20 protein-coding genes are annotated in these 20367 nt (G+C 31.6%); all 20 read right to left on the reverse strand.

Annotated elements, in window-relative coordinates:
- Positions 1-4 precede the first annotated feature (4 nt).
- Entirely contained in the window at positions 5-853 is an 849-nt protein-coding gene (locus tag H2280_RS03795) for a YncE family protein (RefSeq protein WP_337196111.1), read from the reverse strand.
- 69 nt (positions 854-922) lie between these two features.
- On the reverse strand, positions 923-1819 hold the full coding sequence (locus H2280_RS03800) for a helix-turn-helix domain-containing protein (RefSeq protein WP_137623388.1): 897 nt from the start codon (positions 1817-1819) through the stop codon (positions 923-925).
- Positions 1794-2399 (reverse strand): thiamine phosphate synthase, encoded by a 606-nt coding sequence (locus H2280_RS03805; RefSeq protein ID WP_337215748.1) that lies wholly within the window; start codon positions 2397-2399, stop codon positions 1794-1796. Before H2280_RS03805 ends, H2280_RS03800 begins: the two co-directional genes overlap by 26 nt.
- On the reverse strand, positions 2389-3534 hold the full coding sequence (thiH, locus tag H2280_RS03810) for a 2-iminoacetate synthase ThiH (protein WP_337215723.1): 1146 nt from the start codon (positions 3532-3534) through the stop codon (positions 2389-2391). Before thiH ends, H2280_RS03805 begins: the two co-directional genes overlap by 11 nt.
- 2 nt (positions 3535-3536) lie before the next feature.
- Positions 3537-4298: a thiazole synthase gene (locus tag H2280_RS03815; protein WP_137621492.1), complete on the reverse strand. Its 762-nt coding sequence runs from the start codon at positions 4296-4298 to the stop codon at positions 3537-3539.
- A gap of 2 nt (positions 4299-4300) precedes the next feature.
- Positions 4301-5104, reverse strand: a complete 804-nt coding sequence (thiF, locus tag H2280_RS03820; RefSeq protein ID WP_337215749.1) for a thiamine biosynthesis protein ThiF — start codon at positions 5102-5104, stop codon at positions 4301-4303.
- Positions 5101-5292 (reverse strand): sulfur carrier protein ThiS, encoded by a 192-nt coding sequence (thiS, locus tag H2280_RS03825; RefSeq protein ID WP_137623392.1) that lies wholly within the window; start codon positions 5290-5292, stop codon positions 5101-5103. Before thiS ends, thiF begins: the two co-directional genes overlap by 4 nt.
- Before the next feature lie 9 nt (positions 5293-5301).
- A complete protein-coding gene (gene dapE, locus H2280_RS03830) occupies positions 5302-6399 on the reverse strand; it encodes a succinyl-diaminopimelate desuccinylase (RefSeq protein ID WP_337196113.1) in 1098 nt (365 codons plus the stop codon).
- A gap of 3 nt (positions 6400-6402) precedes the next feature.
- Entirely contained in the window at positions 6403-7002 is a 600-nt protein-coding gene (locus tag H2280_RS03835; protein ID WP_137623397.1) for a LysE family transporter, read from the reverse strand.
- Positions 7002-7694 carry an SIR2 family NAD-dependent protein deacylase gene (locus H2280_RS03840; protein WP_337215724.1) on the reverse strand — a complete coding sequence of 231 codons (693 nt, stop codon included), beginning with the start codon at positions 7692-7694 and terminating at the stop codon, positions 7002-7004. The genes H2280_RS03835 and H2280_RS03840 overlap by 1 nt, the downstream gene beginning before the upstream one ends.
- A 79-nt stretch (positions 7695-7773) precedes the next feature.
- Entirely contained in the window at positions 7774-9969 is a 2196-nt protein-coding gene (locus tag H2280_RS03845; protein WP_337215725.1) for an endonuclease MutS2, read from the reverse strand.
- On the reverse strand, positions 9970-10296 hold the full coding sequence (locus H2280_RS03850; protein ID WP_337195740.1) for a hypothetical protein: 327 nt from the start codon (positions 10294-10296) through the stop codon (positions 9970-9972).
- Entirely contained in the window at positions 10289-11584 is a 1296-nt protein-coding gene (gene murC, locus H2280_RS03855) for a UDP-N-acetylmuramate--L-alanine ligase (protein ID WP_337215726.1), read from the reverse strand. The genes H2280_RS03850 and murC overlap by 8 nt, the downstream gene beginning before the upstream one ends.
- A gap of 66 nt (positions 11585-11650) precedes the next feature.
- The gene (locus tag H2280_RS03860; RefSeq protein WP_337215727.1) at positions 11651-13624 is read right to left on the reverse strand and encodes an LTA synthase family protein; all 1974 of its coding nucleotides are present in this window, start codon (positions 13622-13624) and stop codon (positions 11651-11653) included.
- 68 nt (positions 13625-13692) lie between these two features.
- A complete protein-coding gene (locus H2280_RS03865) occupies positions 13693-14472 on the reverse strand; it encodes a carbon-nitrogen hydrolase family protein (RefSeq protein WP_137623402.1) in 780 nt (259 codons plus the stop codon).
- Positions 14465-14638 carry an exodeoxyribonuclease VII small subunit gene (xseB, locus tag H2280_RS03870; RefSeq protein WP_137623403.1) on the reverse strand — a complete coding sequence of 58 codons (174 nt, stop codon included), beginning with the start codon at positions 14636-14638 and terminating at the stop codon, positions 14465-14467. Before xseB ends, H2280_RS03865 begins: the two co-directional genes overlap by 8 nt.
- Positions 14635-16089 (reverse strand): IMP dehydrogenase, encoded by a 1455-nt coding sequence (guaB, locus tag H2280_RS03875; RefSeq protein WP_337195744.1) that lies wholly within the window; start codon positions 16087-16089, stop codon positions 14635-14637. The genes xseB and guaB overlap by 4 nt, the downstream gene beginning before the upstream one ends.
- Entirely contained in the window at positions 16089-17456 is a 1368-nt protein-coding gene (gatA, locus tag H2280_RS03880) for an Asp-tRNA(Asn)/Glu-tRNA(Gln) amidotransferase subunit GatA (protein ID WP_337215728.1), read from the reverse strand. Before gatA ends, guaB begins: the two co-directional genes overlap by 1 nt.
- The gene (locus tag H2280_RS03885; protein ID WP_281276516.1) at positions 17453-17575 is read right to left on the reverse strand and encodes a hypothetical protein; all 123 of its coding nucleotides are present in this window, start codon (positions 17573-17575) and stop codon (positions 17453-17455) included. Before H2280_RS03885 ends, gatA begins: the two co-directional genes overlap by 4 nt.
- On the reverse strand, positions 17568-20324 hold the full coding sequence (ileS, locus tag H2280_RS03890; protein WP_337215729.1) for an isoleucine--tRNA ligase: 2757 nt from the start codon (positions 20322-20324) through the stop codon (positions 17568-17570). The genes H2280_RS03885 and ileS overlap by 8 nt, the downstream gene beginning before the upstream one ends.
- Between the last annotated feature and the right edge of the window lie 43 nt (positions 20325-20367).

Raw genomic sequence — 20367 nt, forward strand, 5'->3', positions numbered from 1 at the left:
TCCTTTACTCAAGTTCAACCTTAAGTATTTTACCTTCTGCCATCTTAGGAATCCATAAATTATTTTTATCTAAAAATATATCCGCTGGTCCTTTTATCAAAGGAAGATCAAGTTTTTTAACACTTTTATTTTTTAAATTTAAAGCATAAATTACACCTTTTAGATCTTTTCCCCAAGAACTTACATATAAAATATTATTTTTTAAAACTATACCATCATAAGGTTCTTTTTCGCTTTTGATCACTTGAATTTTCTTATTTTTAAGATCATAGCTTAAAACCACTCCTCCGCTAACTCCACTAGGATCATATCCAGCGATATAAAGAAGGTTTTGGTGTAAAAACAAACCATTTGGGCCGCCAAATTCTTTAAGATCTAATTTTAACAATTCATCATATTTTTTTGTTTTCAAATCAATCTTATGGACAATACCCGTTCCTGTATCGCTGATTAAAAGCGTTGTATCATTAAGCTTTTCTATATCGTTAAGAAAAATCGCTCCTTTTATAGGCAAAGTAAAAACCTCTTTTTTAGTGGATAGATCAAAACCTTTTAGCGTATCAATATCCACAACATATAAAATATTGTCAATTTCTTTCATACCTTTTGGAGCATTTAAACCACTCAAAAATTTATATTCTAAAACTTTTCCATTTTTATCAAGTTTAGAAATAAAACCATCATTATCCTTTGCTAAAGGCTCAAGCTTTTTTCCTACATTGGAAACATATACGGCATTTTTATCTACAAAAACACTTTCAGGACTTAAAAATCCTTCAATTTCTTGATATTTTAACTCACCAGCTAAAGCACAAGTTGCTAATAAAGCTAGACTTAAAATATATTTTTTCATTTTATCTCCTTGTTAAAAAATTAAAAAAATTATATATTTTAAAAAAAATAAAATGTATTAGTTTTTTGATTAAAAATATAAGTTTTTTGATTTTTGATATTGCTTAGGAGTCATTTTGTAGCTTTTTTTAAATCTTTCTATAAACCAAGATATAGAAGAAAAGGAACATTCTGTCGCTATTTCATTGATATTTTTTTTAGAAAATTCAAGCAAAAATTTAGCCTTTTGCAAACGTTTTTCATCCAACCATCTTTTTGGACTCATCTTAAAGCATTTTTTAAATTCTCTAGAAAAACTCGCCAAATCAAGCTTGGCAAAATCGGCCATTTCTTGAACACTTAAAAATTCTTTCTCACAATACTCAAAAAGCTGAGATAAATCCAGACGAAATTCTTTTAAAATTTCAGCTAAAAAAGTGATAAAATTTGAATTTTTATTTAAAAGCAAATGCAAAAAAATCTCTTCAAATTTTAAATTAATAATTGGATCTAAAATTTGCGTATTTTCATCAAAATATGGATTAAAGCTTTCTAAAATTCCTTGCAAAATTTTATCATTTCGTATCCAAAAAATTTCATCATTTAAGCAAGAGGGATTAAAATTGAGCAAATGCTTGTATTTATAAATTAGTTCTATTAAAAAAGCATTATCAAAGAAAAATAAATGCGCTTCATAAATTCCATCTTTTAAACCTATATTGCTAAGGGTGTAATTTCCTGATTTTAAAAACAAAACCTCATAAGAATTAATTCTATAATCTTTTTTAGATGTGTGTAAAATTTTATAGCCTTTTTTGACAAAGGTTAAAAGATGTTTTTGTAAATTTATGTAATTAGAATGAAAAGAATCTTTTTGGATATATCTTGCAAAGGTGCAAAATTGAAAATTCTTATAATTAATATTTTTTAATTTTCTAAGATCTTGGGGTAAAACTATATGTCTACTCGCATTTTTGTCTGCATTCATTTAAATAAACTTTTAATTTTTTTTCATTCATCAAAGCTTCTCTCATGCAAACTCCAGCTATATCTAAATTTTTAAGTTTTTCAATATTTTCTAGATTAATCCCACCTATGGCATAAAGTGGAATTTTGCTAAAAGTAAGTAAGGAATTTAAAAACTCAATTCCTCTAGGCTTTAAATCCTTCTTGCAAGAACTTTCAAAAATATGTCCAGCAAAAGCATAATTAACCTTATAATTCATAGCCTCCAAAAGTTCTTCTTTGCTATGGATGGAAGTTCCAAGCAAATGAAAATACCGAGCCAATCTAGGCTCTTGTCTTAATAAACTAAGCGGTGCATGAAAATATCTATGATTTAATTTCAAACATTGTCTGTCAAAAAAATGCAAAATACAAGTAAGCTTTTGCTTAGAGCAAATTTGCAAAACTTCTTTAGCTAAGTCATAATACTCAAACTCGCTCAAATCTTTTTCTCTAAGCACAAAAGCATCTACACCTGACTTGGCAATTTTTTCAACCTGTTTTAAAAAATCACCCTCAACAATTTTTCGATCGCTTATAGCGATAATCTTTTTATCCCACATAGATACTATCACTCATCACAGCTTGCAAATTTGCATTTTTAAGCATGGTTAAAATTTCTTCTACGCTTCTTTCATCTGAAATTTCAAACTGATCATCGCCTTTTTTTTCACCGCTATGCTCGCCAATCCCTACGCTAACTCCTGCGCTCATTTTAGTCGCCCCAAGCTTAATCACCTCATCCCTAAAGCCTATTCTTTCACGGCTTGATATCGTAATTCCTGCAAAAGGTAAAAAAAGTCTATACGCGCAAAGCACTTGCAAAAGACGCTTTTCGTTCACATCTTTAGGATGAATTTTAGCATTGTTGATAATAGGTCTTAAACGTGGCACAGAAAGAGAAATTTCAGCATGTGGATATTTTTGCTGTAAAAAATACGCGTGTAAAGCCGTAGCCAAAGCATCTTTTCTAAAATCATCTATACCTAAAAGTGCAGCAAAAGCAACCCCTCTCATACCCGCTTTTAAAGCTCTTTCTTGGGCGTTAAAACGATAAGGAAAAATGCGTTTTTCGCCACCAAGATGAATTTTAGAATATTTTAAAGGATTATAAGTTTCTTGAAAAATAGTCACATAATCACAGCCATTTTCATGCAAAATTTTATACTCATCTTCATTCATAGGATAAATTTCAACCCCTATGACTTTAAAATACTCTTTTGCGATAGCGCAAGCTTTTGCGATGTATTCTACATTTGCAAATTCTCTTCCTTCCCCTGTTAATAACAAAATTTCTTGCAAACCTGTTTTTGCAATCACTTTCATCTCTTTGTGAATTTCATCTTCATTAAGCTTTGCTCTTGCGATTTTATTACCCTTTTGAAAACCACAATACACGCACTTAGAATTACAATAATTTGACAAATAAAGCGGAGTAAAAAGCGATATAGAATTTCCAAAATATTTTATTTTTGTCTTTGATGATTTAAAAGCTAATTCCTCGATAAATTCTTCAGCCGCACTTGAAAGCAAAGCTTTTAAATTTTCTATACTTAAATGCGTAGAATTTAAAGCCTCTTCAACATCTTTAGTGCTAAATTTAGCCTCATTATAATCTTTTATTTCAAACAAAACTTTATCTAAAATATCACTTTTTATTTCTTGCATGTGAGGCAAATATTGCATAAAATCTTGCATGATTAATCCCTTAAAAATCCTGTTAAAGGAGAACTTGCCTTAGCCTCACTCACACTTGCTAAACCGGCTAAATAACCCTCTCTTCCCGCTTTTATCGCTAAAGAAAAAGCTTTAGCCATTAAAGCGATATTTTTTGCTTCAGCTATGGCCGTATTTGCCATAACTGCACTCACTCCCATTTGCATTGCCTCACAAGCTTGAGATGGACTGCCAATGCCCGCATCTACGATAATAGGAAGATCGATTTCATTGAGTAAAATTTGTATGAATTCTTTAGCACACAAGCCTTTATTGCTTCCTATAGGTGCGGCCAAAGGCATAATAGCCGCAGCTCCAGCATCTCTCATTGCTCTAGCCGCATAAAGATCAGCATACATATAAGGCAAAGGCGTAAAACCATCTTTTGCTAAAAGCTCACAAGCTTTGATCGTTTCGTAATTATCCGGCAATAAATATTTACTATCACTGATCACCTCGATCTTTATAAGCTCTCCACATCCTAACTCCCTTGAAAGCCTTGCTATGCGTAAAGCTTCTTGAGCATTTCTTGCTCCTGAAGTGTTAGGCAAAAGAGTGATATTTTTTGGAATATAATCTAAGATATTTTCAACCTCTCCCGTATAAGCACGGCGTAAAGCTAGAGTGATGATCTGTGCTCCTGCTTCTTCGATCGCTGATTTAATCAACTCAAGTGAAAATTTACCCGATCCTAAAATAAAACGTGAGTTAAATTCATATTTTCCAATTTTTAATTTATCATCCATTTTTACTCCTTGCTAGCTAAAAGTTCTAAAACCAAATTAGCTTGATGTCCTGCACAAATATTAACCCGTGGTGCCATCAGTCCATTTCCAACTTGTGCTGCATTCACCAAATCCCCACAAACATAGAAATTTTTTGCAATTTTTCTCGTTTGTATGCTATTGCTATCGCCATAACCTGCAAGTCCTGAAGCACAGATTAAAGTTATATCAGGATAAAATTTATGAAAATTTTGCGCGATCATAGCTTTTGCTAAAGGCGTATCAAAAGCTTCACAAACGATATTTATATCCTTAAACAAATGGGCTAAATTTTGCTCATCTATCTTTAAAGTTTCAATTTCAATTTGCGTGTAAGGATTGATTTCTTTGATTTGTTCTTTTAAAGCCTCGGTTTTAAATTTACCCAAATCACACACGCGATAAGCTTGGCGGTTAAGATTGCTAGGCTCTACCACATCAAAATCGATGAGTTTTAAAACCCCTATTCCACTTCTTGCTAACATGATAGCTATGTGAGAGCCAAGGCCACCTAAGCCACACACCGCAACACTTGAATTTTTTAATTTATCGTGAAGTTTTGGGGTGTGTCTTGCTCTCATCATCGCATCAAGTGCATCTTTTGGAGGCAAAGTATTTTTTTGTATGCAAAAAAGCTCATCATTTTCATTTAAATCTAGATCTTCTTTTGTTGCAAAGCCATTGACTATCCAAACATCATTTTCATTTTCACTCACACTTTGAAAAAATTCCAAAGTGCTTTTAAAAGAGGTTTCAAGCTCTTTACCATTGAATTTTATTTTCATCAGCCACCCCCTACAAAACTTACAATTTCAGCCTTATCATTTTCTTTTAAAATCAAATTTTCAAAACGATCCTTTGGGATAATTTCTCCGTTTAATTCTAAGGCGATGAGTTCGATTTTATAACCCTTTTCTTTTAAAAAATCCATCAATCTTAATTCTTTTAAATCAAGCTTTTCACCATTGATAATCATTGCTAGCCTCTAAAAATTTTCTATAAAATCTTTATAAATTTCACAAAGTTTTTCAAAATCTTCCACACTTACTCTTTCATCAATAGCGTGAATTCTATCATTGCATACCCCAAATTCACATACACTTATACCAAATTCTGCTAAAAATCTTGCATCGCTTGTGCCGCCTTTAGTATTGAAACTCGGAACGCGTTGCGTGATCTTTTGGATGCTTTCGTTTAATTTTTGCACCACTTTATTATCATGATGAGTTAAAAAAGGTTTTGAACTTTGTTTGATTTCTAATTCATAATTTAAACCATGACAAATTTTATCGATATAATTTTTCACATCATCTAAAGTTGTATCTGGAGAATTTCTAACATTAAACATCAATTTTAGATCATTTGGAGTTACATTGCACACCTCAAGTCCTCCCCTAATATCAGTAATGACTATCTTAGAAGGAGTAAAATCTGCACTACCAGGATCAAGATCAAAGCCCGCTAAAAATTTCAAAGCATGAGAAAAATCATGGATAGGATTGATACATTTTTCAGGATACGCAGCATGTCCTTGTTTTCCACGTATGAGAATTTTACCATTGATAGAACCTCTGCGTCCTATTTTGATACTATCTCCTAGATATTTTTCACAAGTTGGCTCACCCACTATAGCAAAATCAGGCAAGATATTTTCTTCTTGCATGAATTTAAGAAGCTCTAAAGTTCCGTATTTTGCTTCCCCTTCCTCATCACTTGTTAGTATTAAAGAAAGTCTAGAGCCTTTAAAATTCGCATTTTTAACCGCATGGATAAAAGCAGCTACACCGCTTTTCATATCTTGAGCACCCCTTGCATAAATAAAGCCTTCTTTTTCTACAGGTTTAAAAGGATCGCTTTGCCAACCCTCACCCGCAGGCACAACATCTACATGGCCGCAAAATGCTAAATGATCGCCTCCATCTTGAAATTTTTTTGTCAATAATAAATTTTTTACACCCTCTTTTTCCACAAAAAAAGCTTCAAAATCGCTAAGTTCTAAGGCGATAAAATTTAAAATTCCATCATCTTTTGGCGTGATGGATTTAAATTTTAAAAGCTCGATTAAAAGTTCTTTGGCATTCATTTTTTATCCTATAAAAGTTTTATACAACAAACTAAGGGCAAAATATTCTATAATCAAAGCTGAAACTATATTTACAATCTTAATAACCTTTGCACCAAAGAAATGTTTATATTTAGCCACAAAGAAAGACAAGGCAAAAACCCAAGCTATGATAGAAATGATAAGCCCAACAGTCATAATATAAGGATGTCCATCTCCGATAATCACCCCAGCTGTACTTAACCAAAATCCTATAACAAAAGGATTTGTTCCATTTAAAAAACATCCTTTGATATAACTTTTTAAAAGACTTTCTTTAAAATCTTGATTTTGCAGATCTAAAGCTTCGCTTTTTTTTCTAACCATTAAAAAAGCCATATAGCTTAAAAAACAAAAGCCAAAAATAGCCAAGATATATTTAAAAATATCATTGTTTAAAAAGCTCAAAAGCCCAAATTGCAATAAAAAAAGATAAAGCATATCGACACTAAAAGCCCCAAAGCCTACTGCTAATGAATTTTTAAAAGATCTTAAAGCATAGGTTAAGATCAAAATATTAACCGGCCCAAAAGGAACACTAACGCCAAATCCTAAAATCAATCCATTCAACAAAGAATCAAACATTAACTCTCCATAAATTCTTCAATATCTAGTGCAATTTTATCAATCGCACTTACAACATCTTCAATATAAATTTTATCAAAATATTTTTCTAAATTATCATCTTTATCATAAATATTTAAAATACTTTTTTCACACATGCTAGCGTATTGCCCTACTGGCAAAACTGCTCCGCTTGTGCCTATGCTGATAAAAAGCGAAGTTTGCTCAAGCAAAGAATAAAGAGTGGCATACATAGGCACCGCCTCTTCAAACATGACTATATTGTGTCTTAAATTTTCACTTTTGCATTTAGGGCAAAATTTACCGGCCATTTTTTCATAGCCGATACTAAAAATTTCACCGCATTTTAGGCAACGAAGTTCAGGTAAAAAGCCGTGCAAATGGATCACATCTTTACACGCTGCGCGCTCAAGCAAATCATCGACATTTTGCGTGATGACAAAAAGATTTTTACCCCATTTTTGCTTAAGTTCTGCTATTTTTTTATGGGCGTGATTTGGCTCTACGTTTTTAAGCTGCTCTCTTCTTTCATCGTAAAAATCAAGCACTTTTTTAGGATTTTTCCTAAAAGCTGTTGCAGAGCAAACCTCCATCACATCGTATTCTTCCCAAAGTCCGTCATTGTCTCTAAAAGTTTTAAGTCCGCTTGGAGCAGATAACCCTGCTCCGCTTAATATCATTATATTTTTCATCACTAAACCTTGAATTTTTCAAAGTCTAGCACAAAATACTTTAAGAAAATAAATATTTTTGCAAGATTTTTTCTAATTTTTATAATCTCACAACCTTAGCGCCAAAGCCGCCTTGATTGATCGAAGCATCGCTAAAGCTTTTTACGCTTTTATGCGTTTTTAAAAACTCTCTTACCGCAAAAGCGAGTTTTCCAGTACCTATACCATGATAAACGATCACCTCATCAAAACCCGCTATCAAGGCATCTGAAATGAATTTATCAAGCCTTGAAATCGCTTCATCACTTCTAAGCCCGTGTAAATCCAAACTCACGCCCAAATTACTAGGCTTTGTGATATTTATACTTGTTTTTGGACTAGGTTTAGGGATAGCACCGCTTTTTTTAAGCAGTTTTAAAGGCACACGAAGTTTTATCCCTTCACTTTCCACTAAAGCATCATTTTTAGAAATTCCTACGATTTTTCCTTTAATCTTTTCATATTTTACAAAATCCCCGACTCTCAATTCTTCATTTTGCTCCATACTTGGCAAAACGATATTTTTCTTAAGCTCATTAGCTTTGTTTAAACTTCTTTGTTTTTCTTTAGTGTCTTTTAAGCGTATAGTTTTTTTAGCTTCTTCTATAGCTTGATAAAATTTAAGCTCTAAATCCCTTAGTTTTTGACGAAATTCGCTTTCATTTTTTTCTTTTTGATCTTTTAAAGAAAGTAAAATTTCATCAATCTTTTGTTCTTTTTTATCCACTTCATTTAATTTTAGCTTTAAATCAAGCTCAAGATTGATATTTTTACTCACCATTTCTTCTAAATTTTGCTTATCTTCCCCATAAAGCTCTTTGGCTTTTTTAACTAAATTTGGCGGAATTTGATAACGCAAAGCCGTTTCAAAAGCATAAGATTTTCCTATGGTGCCTTTTAAAAACTCGTATTTTGGTCTTGAAAATTCCTCATCATATAAAGCCGCTATCAATTCAACTTGTTCATTTTCAGCTAAAAGCATAGCAAGGCGTTTGTGGTGTGTGGTGATGATGATTTTTAATTTATTAGAAATCAAATGAGAGATCAAAGTGCTATACAAGCAAGCTGCTTCTTCAAAATCTGTCCCAAGCTCTATTTCATCTATGCCTAAAAGTAAATTTTTCTTTGTAAAGAGTTTGGAAAAATGGAGCATTCTTCCTGCAAAGGTGGAAATGTCATTTTTCACATTTTGCGGATCTTCAATAATGGCATCAAATTCCTTAAAAGTTCCTATTTTGCTTTCATTTGCATTTATATGCATTGGCAAAAGATGTTTAGCTAAAAAACAAGCGCTTAAAATGCTTTTTAAAAGCATCGATTTTCCACCAGCATTTACCCCAGTAATGATCAAAACTTGCTTTTTAAATTCAAGTGAAACGCTTTTAGGATTTTTTAAAGCCGGATGTGCAAAATCTTTTAAAACAATCTCGTCTGAATTTTTACACAAGAGAAATTCATAATCTTTCTTTTTAGCCATCAAAACTCTAGCGCTATAATGATCAAATAAATCAAAAGCGTTGTTAATAAATTTTAAGAATAATAAATTTTTAGCTAAAAAAATGGAAAAATTTTTAGCATATTCATAATAAATTTCTTCTTTTTGATTTTGCAATTTCTCTAAATCATTTTGCAATTTTTCAACACCTTCAGGAACGATATAAAAGCCTCCTCCCGTGCTTCTTCCTATAATCTTTGCTTTTATAGCGTGATTAAAACCGCCTCTAACGAGTAAAGATTCTAGATTATTAACAAGATGAATTTGAGTATCCATAAGATAAGGGGTTAAAGATTTGCTATAACAGTATTTTTTAAATTCGGCCTGTATGGCTTCATTTTTCATTTTAAAAGCTGTATTTAAATTGATCAATCTTTCATCTAGGTTTTCTTTTAGCTCGCCTTTATCATCAAATTTTTCACTAAGTTCTAAAATCCCGCTTGGAAATTCAATTTTTTCAAGCCAAGTTTTCAAATGTGTTTCAAATTTTAAACCCTTTAAATACTTAAAATAACGAAAAATCTTAACAAATTCATAAATTTCTGCTAAATGTAAAACACCTTGTTTGCTTAAATGCATTAAAGCAAAATCTAATTTTTTTAAAGAAAGCGGGGGCTTAAAATCTATCTTTGAAAGCTCACAAATTCTTTCAAAATGCAAATGAGAATCCCCTTGCAAAAATATATCTTTTTCTCTTGCAAATAAAGCCTTAAATTCATCCAAATAAGCTTTTAAATCAAGCCTTAAAGCAATATCTTCCATCTATAACTCACATCTTTTTATATCAATAATCAAATTATCTTTTTTTGAAATAAAACTTTGCGTACCGCTTTCATAATTGAAAAATTGATTTGAGACATTTCCTTCTTTACAAACAATATTTTCACCATGGTTGAATTTTTCAATCAAAAGTATTGTTTTAGAATCTTGTTTTGAATTTTTATACTCAAACCATACTGCAAAAGCTATTAAAAATATAAAGAAAAAAAGATAAATTAATTTAAGCTTTAAACTTGATTTTTTATTAAGAGCAAAAACAAAAATAGCAAAAAACAAGAAAATAAAAAAATACAGAAAAAATCTAATCATTAGCTTGCCTTAATTTATTACTAATATCTCCTGCTCCAAATCCTATAATGAGTCCTTTATCAAAAACCCTTCCTTTATCACTGACTAAAAATTTACCTTCTCTTTTGATATCTTCTACAAATAAAGCCTTAGGAAAGTATTTTTTTAAATCGATTTCAACTTTTTCTTCCCCTGCAGCATAAACGGGTAAAATCACAAGTTCATCAATCCCATCAAAAGCATGGACAAAATCTTGCAAATTTGCTAATAAACGCGTATAACGATGAGGCTCAAAAATAGCTGTGATCTTAGCATAACCGCCAAGTTTAGCATACTCTTTAGCTGCTTTTAAAGTCGCTTTAATCTCTGTGGGATGATGACCATAATCATCGATTAAAGCTAAGCTTTCATCTGCATGTAAAATGTCAAATCTTTTTTTAATTCCTTGATAATTTTTAAGTCTAGCTTTAATAGTCTCTACATCTAAAAAATTTAAAGCCGCTAAAATAGCCAAAGAAGCATCGATAGCTAGATGATAACCCATTCCTAAAATATCAAAATTCCCAAGATCTTTAAGTTCAAAACTCATTTTAGGCTTAAAATTTTCTATTTTCATGGTGCAATTTTTAATATCTTTACTAGGATAAAGACGCAAAGCCTCTGCCTTAAAATCTTTCAAAAAATCATCTTCTGCATTGATAACGCGAATTTTTGCCATATCAAGAAATTGCGTATAAGCTTGATGCAATTTTGAAACTTGATTTTCATAATGATCTAAATGCTCCGCTTCAGCGTTAGTAACAATGGCTAAATAAGGATTAGAATTTAAAAAAGAGCTATCGCTTTCATCTGCTTCAAAAATAAGATTTTCGCTTTCTTTATAGATCATATTAGAGCCAAATTCTTTTAAAATAGCGCCTATAATCACCGAAGCATCATCAAATAAAGAAGCTAAAATACTCGATGTAGTGCTCTTTCCATGCGCACCAGCAACAGCAAACACACGCTTATCTTGCAAAATAAGCGGTAAAGCCTCTTTTCTTGAAAGGCATTTCATACCTAAAGATTTAGCATGTTTGAATTCAGGATTTTCTTCCTTTATAGCCGCTGAATATACAACTAAGTCTTTATTTAAAACATTATCTTGATGATGGGGAATAAAGATCTTAACGCCCTCTTTTTCGAGCTCCTTAGTAATCTTACTTTCTTTAAGATCACTCCCGCTAATAACACAGCCTTTTTCCTTTAAAAATCTTGCTAGTGCAGAAATTCCTATACCGCCTATACCAATAAAATGAATTTTTTGCATATTTTAAGCCTTTATTTTAAAAAGCCTAAATTTTAACACTTTTTTACTAAAAAGAAAATATAAGCCTTACTTTGCCACACCTAAACGTTGAGCCAACTGATAGAAATTTAATTCTTTATAAGATTGAGCAAAATTCTTATGATACGCGTCAAGATCAAAAGCTTTATTGTTATCTTTTAAAGTATTATTATTTTCAAAAAAATATCCTTTATTTCCTATATAAACTCCATCATTATCCGCCCATACAACATCATTAAAAGCAAATTCTAATTTTTTATTTGTAGGTTTTGCAAGCATATTTCTTCCACCAACGCTTAAATAATGAGCATTGCTAAGACTTAAAGCATAAAGAGTAGGAAAAATATCCTTATGAGAACCCAAACGATTTTTATCATAGTAAAGATTATTTTGCAAAATCTTAGGTATATAAAGATAAAAAGGCACACTATAAGCAAAGGCTTTTTGAGAATTTAAATCAATCCCCATTTCACGAACTCTATGATCTCCAGTAGCTGCGATTATAACACTATCTTTAAATGAACTTTGCTTAACCTTATTTAAAAATTTACCAAATTCATTATTTGCATACGTATAAGCTTTAATGATATTTTCTTGCTTATTTTTATCATAAGGAAGTAAGTTGAGCAAAGCTTGTGGGATATTTTCTAGCTTAGATAAACCTTCTTGTGCGATTTTATAAGGGGGATGATTTGAAATTGTTAAGCCGATGATCAAGGTATTATGAGGATTTTTTTGCAATAACTCATAAACTTTTTTATATAAATATTTATCAGCTATCCCATAACCATTTTCACTCGTTTTAGCTTGTTTGTATTCTTTCATCAAAACATTTTCATCAATAATTTCATCAACACCTAAAACACTTAAATAATTTTTAACATTTTGCCATGAACCATTTCCTGCGCTTACAAAAATAACTTTATATCCTGCTTTTTTATAAACAGCAATAGGGGTTAAATCTAAATAAGTTTTTTGAAATTTACTTGTAGAGATATTTTGATATGGACTTATAAAAAACAAATTAGCAAAACTTGGTATCGTGCCATTATAAGCACTTAAAAATCTTTTAAATACAAAATCTTTTTCAAAATGTGGCTTTAAAGCACCTAAAAAATTATGCTCTTCATTTGAAAAATCTGCCAAATTAAGTCCAAAACTTTCCATTAAATTGACAAAAACACTAGGATGAATTTTTTCAGCTTGTATATTTTTAGGACTTGTATATAAATCATCAAAAAGTTTATTTTTAAGATTTTGGGCTTTTGAAGAACTGATTGCTTTAAAACTTTCTTCTTGACGGTATTGTTTAAAAGCCCAAGAAAAAGCCATGACAGGATTTAGCATAGTATCATTTAAAACGCTAAATTCGCTAAAAGAATAATTTTGAACATTGATAGCTACATGTTTAAAAGGACCTCTTAAGGCCACAATATAACTTCCAATTAATATTAAATTTAACAATATCAATATAGGAAATTTTAACTTAATAGCTCTTAATTTTAATCTTAGAATCTTTGAATTAAGAAAAATACACAAAAATCCAAAAATAAACATAAATACAAAAATTTTTAAAATAGGATAATCATTATAAATAATGTCTAAAATAGTTTTTGTATTATCATCTTTTAAGCTAAACATAAAAATATCAAATTTGCTTTTATAAATTTCATAATAATAATATTTTGCATAAGAAAAACCTAAGGAAAGAAAAGCAATGCAAACTATGTAAAAACTAGAAACTATAAAATAAATTTTAGATATTCTTTCTTTAAAAATACTACCAAATTTTATTTGAGAAAAAAACAAAGATATAAAAGCACACAATAAAAAAGGTAAAAAAGCAACACTTAGAAATCTTATATCGTGAAAAATGCCTAAAAGATACATTTGGACAAATTCACTTTTATCGCTAACTAAATTACTAGGAATAAAACCAATTTGCATCAAAATTCTATTCACTGTAAAAACAATTATAAACAAAAAAGTAAAAATAATAATTTGCAATAAAATTTTTCTCATATAAAATCTCAAATATAAAAATTATATTATAAGCACATAAAAATAAATATTTTTAAATTATGTACTTATTATCTTTCAAAACCTTTTGCCATTTTTTCAAAACACCAAAGTTTTTTCGCTTCGTCTGATTTTGTAGGCTCGATAATTAGCATTTCTTCTTCGTTACCAAGTCTTTCTTGAATTTCACCAAAAGCATCAATAAACATAGTATCGCCGTAAAAATTCCAATCCTCTTTAAGCTTACCTATGCGATTAACTCTTAAAATACTGGTTGAATTTAAAAAAGCTCTCATTTTTAAAAGTTCTTCCCATCTTTTTTTGCTTTCAAAGGTTGAAGCCGTAGGGATAATAACCAAATCGATCTTTTTTTGCATGATCATTTTCCAAAAGCCATCAAAATGAACTTCAAAACCAAAAAGTAAAGCGCATTTTAATCCCGCGTAAGAAAAAGTAAAGAGTTTATATTTGTCGCATTTATTATTAAAAAAACCTTTTTCGTTCCAATGATTATAAGGCATCAAAATTTGCTGTTCATAACTTTTTACGCCATTAGGAGAAACCTTTAAACAAAGTTTTTTACAACCCTTGCTCTCAACGCTGATAAAAGGCGCTATGATTTCTAATTCATATTTTTTTGAAAGGCGTATTAAGCTTTCTTTTTTAGCCTCGCTTTGCTCTTTTATCATGGATTTTGGCATAGAAAGCAATTCAGTAAAAAAACTATTGATGACATATTCACCCAAAACAACAAGATCGGCTCCACTATCTTTTGAAGCTTTTAAATAATAATCTAATCTTGATTCACTTAAAGCTAAAGTAGGAAATTGCAAGGCTGAAATTTTACTCATCGATACTCTCCACTTCTAATTTTGCTTTTTCTAATTCTTCTCTAGCTTTTTTAATGCTTTCTAGACCCATTTTATATATTTTCACACTTTCATTTAAAGTCAATTCATCATTATTTAATTTATCTAAGGCTTCATTGGCTTTTTTTATCTTTTCCTCAAAACTCATTGATTAACCTTATAATTTGGCGCCTCATGAGTTATAGTTACATCATGAACATGACTTTCTTTGAGACCTGCGCTTGTAATTTCCACAAATTCAGCTCTAGCTTGAAAATCTTGTATATCTTTAGCACCCACATAACCCATAGAAGAACGAAGTCCTCCTAAAAGTTGATGCACCACGCTTTTAATGCTACCCACATAAGGCACACGTCCTTCTATACCTTCAGGAACTAATTTATCTTGAGCTGTTCCTTCTTGAAAATAGCGATCAGAGCTGCCCTTTTGCATCGCTCCAAGCGATCCCATTCCGCGATAAGATTTGTATTGTCTTCCTTGATAAGTAAAAAGCTCTCCTGGGCTTTCATCTGTTCCCGCTAAAAGAGATCCTATCATAACAGAACTCGCACCCGCTGCTAAAGCCTTAGCTATATCACCTGAATATTTAATCCCACCATCAGCAATCACCGGAACTCCGTATTTTTTAGCTTCGATAGCACACTCATCTATGGCTGAAATTTGAGGAACGCCCACACCAGAAACTATACGAGTGGTACAAATACTTCCTGGCCCTATTCCCACTTTTACAGCATCCGCACCCGCTTCACAAAGAGCTTTTGCAGCCGCTGCGGTAGCGATATTTCCCGCGATCAAATCTAAATTTGGATACTTTTGTTTTACAGCTTTTATCGTATCGATAATACCCTTAGAGTGCCCATGCGCAGAATCAAGCACGACAACATCAACCCCAGCTTCCACTAAAGCATCGACTCGATCGATTTGTCCTACACCTATAGCAGCACCAACGCGAAGTCTTCCAAAGCTATCTTTATTTGCATTTGGATATTCTTTACGTTTCTTAAGATCTTTAATTGTGATCAATCCTTCCAAATGACCTTCACTATCTATAATCGGTAATTTTTCTACTTTATTTTTGCTAAAAATTTTTTCAGCATCATCTAAAGTGCATCCTTTTGGAGCAGTGATTAAAGGGGCTTTTGTCATCACATTTTCAACTAAATTAGAATAATCATTTTCAAATCTTAAATCACGATTAGTCAAAATTCCGATCAATTTTCTAGACTCATCAACTACCGGAACGCCTGATATTCTATATTCTGCCATAATTTCTAAGGCTTGAGCTATGCTTGATTTTGGACCGATAAAAATAGGATCTATGATCACCCCGCTTTCGCTTTTTTTTACTCTTTTAACTTCTCTTGCTTGAGAAGCGATATCCATATTTTTATGGATAACCCCAAGCCCACCAAGTCTTGCCATCATAATAGCTGCTCTATGTTCAGTTACTGTATCCATCGCAGCAGAAATCAAAGGCATATTTAAGGAAATGTTTTTTGTAAGTTGAGTATGAATTTGAACTTGTTTTGGGAGTATCTCAGAATAACAAGGACGTAAAAGCACATCTTCAAAAGTTAAAGCACGTTTGACTATATTCATTATTTTCCTTCCTTTATAATATTTTCAAGACTTAAAGCACCATCAAGCAAGGTTTGCTCTTCAAAGGCTTTACAAACAAGCTGGGCAGAAATATTAAGCCCATCTTTATCTTTACCCACTGGCACACTAATACCTCCAAGACCGGCTAAATTTAAAGAAATAGTATAAACATCCTCTAAATAAACTTCAATAGGACTTTTTTTAGCGTTAAAATCAAAAGCTGTTGTTGGAGCTACAGGCATAAAAATCAAATCACAATCTTTTAAAATTTCTTCATATTTAGCTTTTATAAAGGCTCTAGCCTTTTGTGCTTTGATATAATACGCATCATAATATCCGCTACTAAGCACAAAAGTTCCGAGTAAAATTCTTCTTTTTACCTCCTCTCCAAAACCTTCACTGCGAGTATTAATATACATATCTTTAAGATTTTCTATATTTTCAGAACGCCTTCCATAACGCACACCATCATAACGACTTAAATTCGCACTCGCCTCAGCCGTTGCAATAATATAATACGCCGCTATATCATATTTACAATCAAGCATATGTTTATAAACAATTTCATGCCCGTGTGATTTTAACATATCTATAGTTTTTAAAAGAGCTTTTTTAACCTCTTCACTTGCGTCATTGATATAATTTTCAATCACCGCAATTCTTAGTTTTTTATTTGCGTTTAATTGTGGTGCTGTTTTAACAAACTCAATATTTGCACTTGTGCTATCCATTTTATCGTATCCTGCAATAGCATCATATAAAATCGCAGCGTCTTCAACATTTTGCGTTAAAACACCTATTTGATCAAGACTTGAAGAATAAGAAGCCAAACCATAACGACTAACCCTGCCATAACTTGGTTTAAATCCAACACAACCACAAAAAGCAGCAGGCTGACGCACAGAGCCACCCGTATCACTACCTAAACTTGCCAAAGCTAAGCCACCGGCTACAGCCGCGGCACTACCTCCGCTTGATCCCCCTGGAACTTTATTTGGATTTAACGGATTTAGAGTTTTTCCATAATAAGAAGTCGCTGTTGAACTACCCATCGCAAATTCGTCCATATTAGTTCGTCCATAAGGAGCAAAACCATTTTTTTTCAAATTCACAATAGCACTCGCATCATAAGGTGCCACGTAACCTTGTAAAATTTTACTCGCACAGGTTAATTCCCAACCCTTAACATTAATATTATCTTTAATAGCAATAGGAATTCCTTCGCAACTTTGACTTAAATCTTTGCCTAAAAATTGTTCTATATAAGCCCCTAGATGGCTTTCTTTTTTAGCTCTTTCATTTAATTCTTTTTTTAAATTTTGAATTTCTTCTTGAGATAATTTCAAGGCCTCTTTTAAAGTTATCATTTTCCTTCCTTGTATTTTTTTGCATATTTTTTAATCAAAACAATCGATATACCACAGAAAAAAGCAATCACAAAAATAGTTGCAATCACTACACAGTTTGAAATAGGATACTCAAACATTTTTCAAAACCTCATTGCAACGCACACAAGGTTCGTTTTCTTTCTGGCTTTCTAGTTTCCAACATCTAGGGCATTTATGTGATATAGCTTTGGCGATCTTAAACTTTTCATCTTCAATTTCAAATTCGCACAAAATTTCACCAAAGCCATCTTTAGCATCACTCACCATAAACCAATCATTTAATTCATCTTTTGGTATAAAATCAAAACGCTTAGAATCCATGATAAGATTAAGTTCTAAAGTTGATTTTATCAATTTATCTTTTTTGAGTGCATCGATTTTTTCAAAAAATTTCTCACGCACATTGAGTAAAAATTTATCATCTATGTCAAAATCATATTCAAATTTTTCTTTCAAACTAAGATCAAAAACATCAGCGATATTGTCTTTAATCAAATCATTAGCATGTTCTAAAGCCTCATCAACACTATAAGTTAAAGTTGGAGCAAGTAAATTTAAAAGTTCTTTAGTGATTAAAGCCATTGCCACTTGAGCTGATTTTCTACGATCGCCATTTTTAGCATCACAGTACAATCTATCTTTACTGATATCAAGATAAATTCCACTTAAATCTGCGCTTAAAAAATTTAAAAGCATATTAAAGCCTTTAGCAAATTCATAAGCTAGGAAATTTTCTTTAACATTTTTAAACACATGGGTTGCACGCGTGAGTATCCATTTATCTATAAAACTAAATTCATTAATTTGTAAATTTTGTAAATCATTAATGTTCGCAAGTAAAAACCTTATGGTATTTCTTATTTTTCGGTATTGCTCGCTTACTTGCTTTAAGATATTATCAGAAATTTTTAAATCACTTGAATAATCACTTAAGAGTATCCAAAGTCTTAAAATTTCAACCCCGTAAGTTTTGGCTACATATTCAGGTGCTATCACATTACCTTTAGATTTGGACATTTTTTGCCCTTTTTCATCTGTAGTAAATCCATGGGTTAAAATGCTTTTATAAGGAGCGATTTGTTTAATAGCACTTCCAATAAGTAAAGAGCTTTGAAACCAACCTCTATGCTGATCACTTCCTTCTAAATACATATTAGCTCTTTTTTCTCCAGCGTCATAAATTCCGCTATTTAAAACCACATTCCAAGTGCTTCCGCTATCAAACCAAACATCTAAAATATCATAAACTCTTTCTAAATTTTCTGGATTATATTTTGAATTTTTAGGAATTAAATCTTTAATTTCAAATTCCCACCACGCATCGGCTCCATGTTTTTCAAAAATATTAGCCACAAAATCAAAAAGTTCAGTATCAAAAATCACTTCTTTGGTGGTTTTATCTCTAAAAAACGCTATAGGCGTCCCCCAATCTCTTTGACGTGAGATGCACCAATCAGGACGATTTTCAACCATAGATCCGATTCTTTTTATACCGCTTTGTGGATAGAATTTTGTTTTTAGAATTTGTTCTTTTGCGCATTCTCTTAAAGTTTTACCCTCTAAAAGTGCTTCATCCATTAAAATAAACCATTGTTTAGTTGCTCTGTAAATGACAGGTTTGTGAGTTCTCCAACAAAACGGATAAGAGTGTATAAATTTTGAAGAATGCAATAAAGAATCACCCAAAAGTTCTAAAATTCTTTCATTAGCCTTAAAAATATGAAGTCCTATAAATTCATTTAGTAAATTTTCTGGCAAAAGTTTTTTAGTCCTTAAAGTTTCATCATAACACCCTCCATCATCCACAGGCATTAAAACTTCAATACCATATTTTAAACAAGCATAATAATCATCTTCACCATGACCTGGAGCAGTATGCACAAGCCCACTTCCACCATCCATCAATACATGCTCACCCATAATCAAAGTGGATTTTCTAAAATTTAAAGGATTAATCGCTTCTAATCTTTCAAATTCTTTTGCGCTAAGCTCTTTTTGCACCTCTCCTTTTGTTAAACCTTTTTCTACCATACTTTTAAGCAAAGCACTTGCAAAAATAAAGCCCTCTTTAGTGATCACATAATTTTCATTAGGATTTAAAGCGATGGCTTGATTAGCCACTAAAGTCCAAGGCGTAGTTGTCCAAATAACCGCACTAGCTTTTGAAACTCCTATTTTTTTACAAGCATTTTCATCCAAATCAAAAGCTACAAAGATAGAATAATCCTCTTTATCTTCATATTCTACCTCAGCTTCAGCCAAAGCTGATTTTGCAGCCCAGCTCCAAAAAACAGGTTTGGAACGCTCACAAAGCAATCCTTTTTTAGCAATTTCGCATAAAGTCCTATAAATAGCGGCTTCAAATTCAAATTTCATCGTCAGATAAGGCTTATCCCAATCCGCTATAATGCCAAGTTTTTTAAACTCTTCTCTTTGAATATTAACAAATTCATCAGCATGTTTTCTACAAAATTCTCGGATCTCTTTTTTGCTTAGACTTTTCTTCTTTTCACCAAGTTTAATTTCAACCTGCTGTTCTATAGGCAAGCCATGACAATCCCAACCTGGGGTAAAGCGAATTTTTTCTCCATTAAAATAATGCAATTTGATAATCGTTTCTTTTAAAATTTTATTTAAAGCATGACCGATATGAATATAACCATTTGCATAAGGAGGACCATCGTGTAGAGTAAAGGTATCACAAGTATCTTTACGCTTTTGTTTCATTTTCTCATAAGCATAATTTTGATTAAACCATTTTTCAAATCTTTTAGGTTCAAATTCGGCCAAATTAGCACGCATTGAAAAAGTAGTATTTGGCAAAAGTAAGGTATCTTTATAGTCCATCATTTTCCACCTAAATTTTTTATAATCTCAAATTTTACTAAAA

The sequence above is a fragment of the Campylobacter sp. 2457A genome (assembly GCF_020135895.1).
Classification (GTDB): domain Bacteria; phylum Campylobacterota; class Campylobacteria; order Campylobacterales; family Campylobacteraceae; genus Campylobacter_D; species Campylobacter_D taeniopygiae.

Bases quoted from the DNA above. Each gene is read 5' to 3' on its own strand.
- H2280_RS03795 (WP_337196111.1), bottom strand. From the start codon at position 853: ATGAAAAAATATATTTTAAGTCTAGCTTTATTAGCAACTTGTGCTTTA.
- H2280_RS03800 (WP_137623388.1), bottom strand. From the start codon at position 1,819: ATGAATGCAGACAAAAATGCGAGTAGACATATAGTTTTACCCCAAGAT.
- H2280_RS03805 (WP_337215748.1), bottom strand. From the start codon at position 2,399: ATGTGGGATAAAAAGATTATCGCTATAAGCGATCGAAAAATTGTTGAG.
- thiH (WP_337215723.1), bottom strand. From the start codon at position 3,534: ATGCAAGATTTTATGCAATATTTGCCTCACATGCAAGAAATAAAAAGT.
- H2280_RS03815 (WP_137621492.1), bottom strand. From the start codon at position 4,298: ATGGATGATAAATTAAAAATTGGAAAATATGAATTTAACTCACGTTTT.
- thiS (WP_137623392.1), bottom strand. From the start codon at position 5,292: ATGATTATCAATGGTGAAAAGCTTGATTTAAAAGAATTAAGATTGATG.
- dapE (WP_337196113.1), bottom strand. From the start codon at position 6,399: ATGAATGCCAAAGAACTTTTAATCGAGCTTTTAAAATTTAAATCCATC.
- H2280_RS03835 (WP_137623397.1), bottom strand. From the start codon at position 7,002: ATGTTTGATTCTTTGTTGAATGGATTGATTTTAGGATTTGGCGTTAGT.
- H2280_RS03840 (WP_337215724.1), bottom strand. From the start codon at position 7,694: ATGAAAAATATAATGATATTAAGCGGAGCAGGGTTATCTGCTCCAAGC.
- H2280_RS03845 (WP_337215725.1), bottom strand. From the start codon at position 9,969: ATGGAAGATATTGCTTTAAGGCTTGATTTAAAAGCTTATTTGGATGAA.
- H2280_RS03850 (WP_337195740.1), bottom strand. From the start codon at position 10,296: ATGATTAGATTTTTTCTGTATTTTTTTATTTTCTTGTTTTTTGCTATT.
- murC (WP_337215726.1), bottom strand. From the start codon at position 11,584: ATGCAAAAAATTCATTTTATTGGTATAGGCGGTATAGGAATTTCTGCA.
- H2280_RS03860 (WP_337215727.1), bottom strand. From the start codon at position 13,624: ATGAGAAAAATTTTATTGCAAATTATTATTTTTACTTTTTTGTTTATA.
- H2280_RS03865 (WP_137623402.1), bottom strand. From the start codon at position 14,472: ATGAGTAAAATTTCAGCCTTGCAATTTCCTACTTTAGCTTTAAGTGAA.
- xseB (WP_137623403.1), bottom strand. From the start codon at position 14,638: ATGAGTTTTGAGGAAAAGATAAAAAAAGCCAATGAAGCCTTAGATAAA.
- guaB (WP_337195744.1), bottom strand. From the start codon at position 16,089: ATGAATATAGTCAAACGTGCTTTAACTTTTGAAGATGTGCTTTTACGT.
- gatA (WP_337215728.1), bottom strand. From the start codon at position 17,456: ATGATAACTTTAAAAGAGGCCTTGAAATTATCTCAAGAAGAAATTCAA.
- H2280_RS03885 (WP_281276516.1), bottom strand. From the start codon at position 17,575: ATGTTTGAGTATCCTATTTCAAACTGTGTAGTGATTGCAACTATTTTT.
- ileS (WP_337215729.1), bottom strand. From the start codon at position 20,324: ATGGACTATAAAGATACCTTACTTTTGCCAAATACTACTTTTTCAATG.